This is a genomic window from Metallosphaera yellowstonensis MK1, assembly GCF_000243315.1.
In the GTDB taxonomy this organism is placed as follows: Archaea; Thermoproteota; Thermoprotei_A; order Sulfolobales; family Sulfolobaceae; genus Metallosphaera; species Metallosphaera yellowstonensis.
The window spans coordinates 558,005-561,035 of sequence record NZ_JH597768.1; the positions used below are offsets into that span (position 1 = coordinate 558,005).

The 3,031-nt window shown below is 47.7% G+C and carries 4 protein-coding genes and 1 pseudogene; 4 read left to right on the forward strand and 1 reads right to left on the reverse strand.

Annotated elements, in window-relative coordinates:
- The 4 genes and pseudogenes from METMK1DRAFT_RS10655 to METMK1DRAFT_RS19530 form a co-directional block, all read left to right on the forward strand.
- Window positions 1-390, forward strand: a pseudogene (locus METMK1DRAFT_RS10655) (STT3 domain-containing protein); the annotation flags it as partial.
- Window positions 391-1,104: 714 nt separating this feature from the next.
- Window positions 1,105-1,293 (forward strand): hypothetical protein, encoded by a 189-nt coding sequence (locus METMK1DRAFT_RS10660; protein WP_009073894.1) that lies wholly within the window; start codon window positions 1,105-1,107, stop codon window positions 1,291-1,293.
- Window positions 1,294-1,522: 229 nt separating this feature from the next.
- Window positions 1,523-2,344, forward strand: a complete 822-nt coding sequence (locus METMK1DRAFT_RS10665) for a hypothetical protein (protein WP_009073897.1) — start codon at window positions 1,523-1,525, stop codon at window positions 2,342-2,344.
- Between the two features lie 264 nt (window positions 2,345-2,608).
- Window positions 2,609-2,731 carry a hypothetical protein gene (locus METMK1DRAFT_RS19530; RefSeq protein WP_009073899.1) on the forward strand — a complete coding sequence of 41 codons (123 nt, stop codon included), beginning with the start codon at window positions 2,609-2,611 and terminating at the stop codon, window positions 2,729-2,731.
- A gap of 82 nt (window positions 2,732-2,813) precedes the next feature.
- On the opposite strand, the gene METMK1DRAFT_RS10670 is transcribed toward METMK1DRAFT_RS19530, so the two are convergent.
- Window positions 2,814-3,031 (reverse strand): hypothetical protein (locus tag METMK1DRAFT_RS10670; protein WP_009073901.1); only part of this gene is annotated, 218 nt, incomplete at its 5' end.

Consider the following 3,031-nt stretch of genomic DNA (forward strand, 5'->3'; position numbering starts at 1 on the left):
CAGGACTACATAAACGAGACCCTCCTGAACCAGACGGAGAGTCAGATAGCCTCCCAGTTCTCCTCCTCTCCCCCGTTGGCACAACAGCTGGTCAACCTTGTAGCACAGTCGTTCCCCTTCGCCTGGACAAGTAGAGCCTATAACTCCCTCATCGTGAACATGTTCGTGGAGGGCCTCCAGGTACAGAGCTACCCAGTGGTAGCCCCGTTCACCGAGACCCTCAGTACCACTGGGATCACCTTGGGCCAGACACTCCCGCCAGTCAGGATGGAGTACTTCCAGCCCGTGCAGATATCCATGTATCCCCTCTATGACAACAATCAATACCAGGTCTACATAATGGTTGTAGTCTATCAGTTCGTTCAACCTGGAGCAGTGAGTCCTCAGTGAATCTCATCCAGCAGCAGTTATGGGATTTCTCGTTAGGTGTAGCCTTGAAGTCAAGGCGAAATCTGATAACTGCTGTCATCCAGTATGTTCAATGGTAGGAATGTTTGAGATCGTTTCCCATAGAGAAGGGTTTCAAACAGGTGTTTACCCGTGGCGTAACTTATCCTTTCATTTCTAATTGCACCACGGGAACCTTGATGAGGGATCATACACAGTCACCCCCAGATCATTGGGGCTGGTCGAGGGAAACTTCAATACCCATTCCAATCACTCCCACTCCCGTGAGCAGTGCCCGTCATCGGTTGGGAGATCATCAATAAAGTACTCAATAACAATATCATATAAACATAACTCAAATCAAAACAATATTTATAAATTTAAGAATGACGAATAGTTACGTAAAAGAGTTACAGTCTCGTTTTTGAACAAATGTTAATGTGTCTCAAATACCGTGTATGAGACTCCTCAGTGCAGTTCGGGTCGAAGGACCCCCACGATTTACATACCGCAAAGCTCGTAGGTGGTTGAGGGCTAAGTCCCTACACTGAATCATGATTACATAAAACTACTGACAGTCATCATGGGATTTTCCCTTGAGTACCGCCCTGTAATCTAGACTGTAACGCTTCTACGTAACTACTCGTTATTTTTAATCATCTAAATATCGTTTTGACAAGTTGTGTTTATATAGTATCACCGAAGTAGTTTTTATTGATGATCCCCCTAACTGATGACGGGCACTGCTCACGAGGTTTGGGGAGTGATAAAAGTGTGGATGGGAGGGTATTGAAGTTTCCCTCGACTAGCCCCAATGAGTTAAGGGTGACCCTGTATGATCCCTTAAGAGGGGTGCCCGTGGCGGAATTAGAACTAATTAAAGAAGGTAAGTTACGCCACGGGTAAACACTAATCCCAATAATTGCTGTCAGTGAAATGAAAGTGTAGGGACAAACGGACAAAAGGATGAACATGCAAGCGTTAGTGATGGGCTGATCGTTCCCGGGAGAACGAAGGCTCTCAAACCTTTGCAAGACAGCAGTTATGGGATTTTCCCTTAGGTACCGCCCTGTAATCAAGGTAAAATCTGATAACTGCTGGCAAGAGTTTTTTAACCATAACCCTCCTTCTCCACATGGACTCAAAAAATATTGCTCTGATAATTGTCGTGGTCGTCCTTGCAGTTGTGGCAATATACTTCGTGGCAAGGAACATGAACGTTGTAGCGACAACACAGGGGGTCTATCTCCCCACACAGGACCAGTTGTCCCAGGCTTCACCGGGCTGGAAGTTGATCTCCCTGGGGGAGGTCAACGACACCTTCGTGGTTCAACAGACCTTCCCAGGGGCCGACTCCTATTATCAGGAGTATATCCTGTCTCCCACCTCTAACCAGACCGCGGTAGCCATAACAGTGGTACATTACCCCGGATCCCCTAAGGTCTCCAACCTCTCCCTCCCCCACTACCTCATCAACCACTATCTGATCCTGGTCAACGTGACCGGAAATTCCTCCCCCGTGGACTTGGCGAAGTTCCTGAATCTGGAGGTTCAGGTCATGATGGGAAGGAACGGAACACAGGTCAAGATTCCCCCCTACATGTATCCCAGCAGTAAGGGTCTGAACCTAGTCCAGTACTACGTGCTCAACGTCACTTCCCCTGAGGGTAACTTCACACAATACTCGGAATACCTCCTGGGGAACACCAGCTCAGTAAACGTCGCTGTCCTAACAGGTCAGGACGCGACCCAACTTTACAACTACCTATACGGCACGACCGGGCACCTGGCAATCAACGGGACTCTATCTGGTTATCGTTACTTCAACCTCACCGTGAACAGTACCTTCTCGTCAATCTACTATAACGTAGGACTAAAGGGGAATAACGTAGTTCTAGTTCAGGCTCAAGGTCGGTCAGCCTTCAACATCTTCCAGTATGTTATGGAGAGAGTTTGATGAAGGGTCTCGAGTTCACTTCTCGTTGTAAACCTAAGCCTCGAAGTCAAGACAAAATCTAATGACTGCTGACCTTGAAATAGATCGTCATCTGGTGTAAGGACTTGACCCCAAACCACCTGCCACGCTTTGCTGTATGTGGATCGCGGGTGTTTACCCGTGGCGTAACTTCTCCTTTCATTTCTAATTGCACCACGGTAACCCTGATGAGGGATCAAACAGAAATTTTTTTTATATTGTTTATAACTTTTTTGTTGATAAAAGATGAACTCTCACTCGATGTGGGCTATGCCCAAAAGGGTGGGAGAGATCTGGGATGAGTGCCCCGTGCCGTTGGGCTCAAAGGAGTCCCGTGACCCACCTATCGTTAAACTTGTAGGTGGTTGAGGGCTAAGTCCCTACACTGAATCATGATTGAACATAAAATGAGCGAAATGAAAGTGTAGGGACAAACGGAGCTCAGGATCTCCTACACCGTGTACCTGGGCTCCAACTTCCTCAGTATTACCTCCAACTCGGTTATCACTTGATGGGCTGCCGGTCTCCTCTCTGGGTCTTGGTTCACCAGTTCCCTTATTACCTTGACCAACCCTGGATCTACGCCGGGCAAGTTCAGGGAGGAGTAAAACCTGGCATAAGTCTCCTTCGCCTTCTCCAGGGAGGTCTTGAAATCTCCCCTCCTGAAGA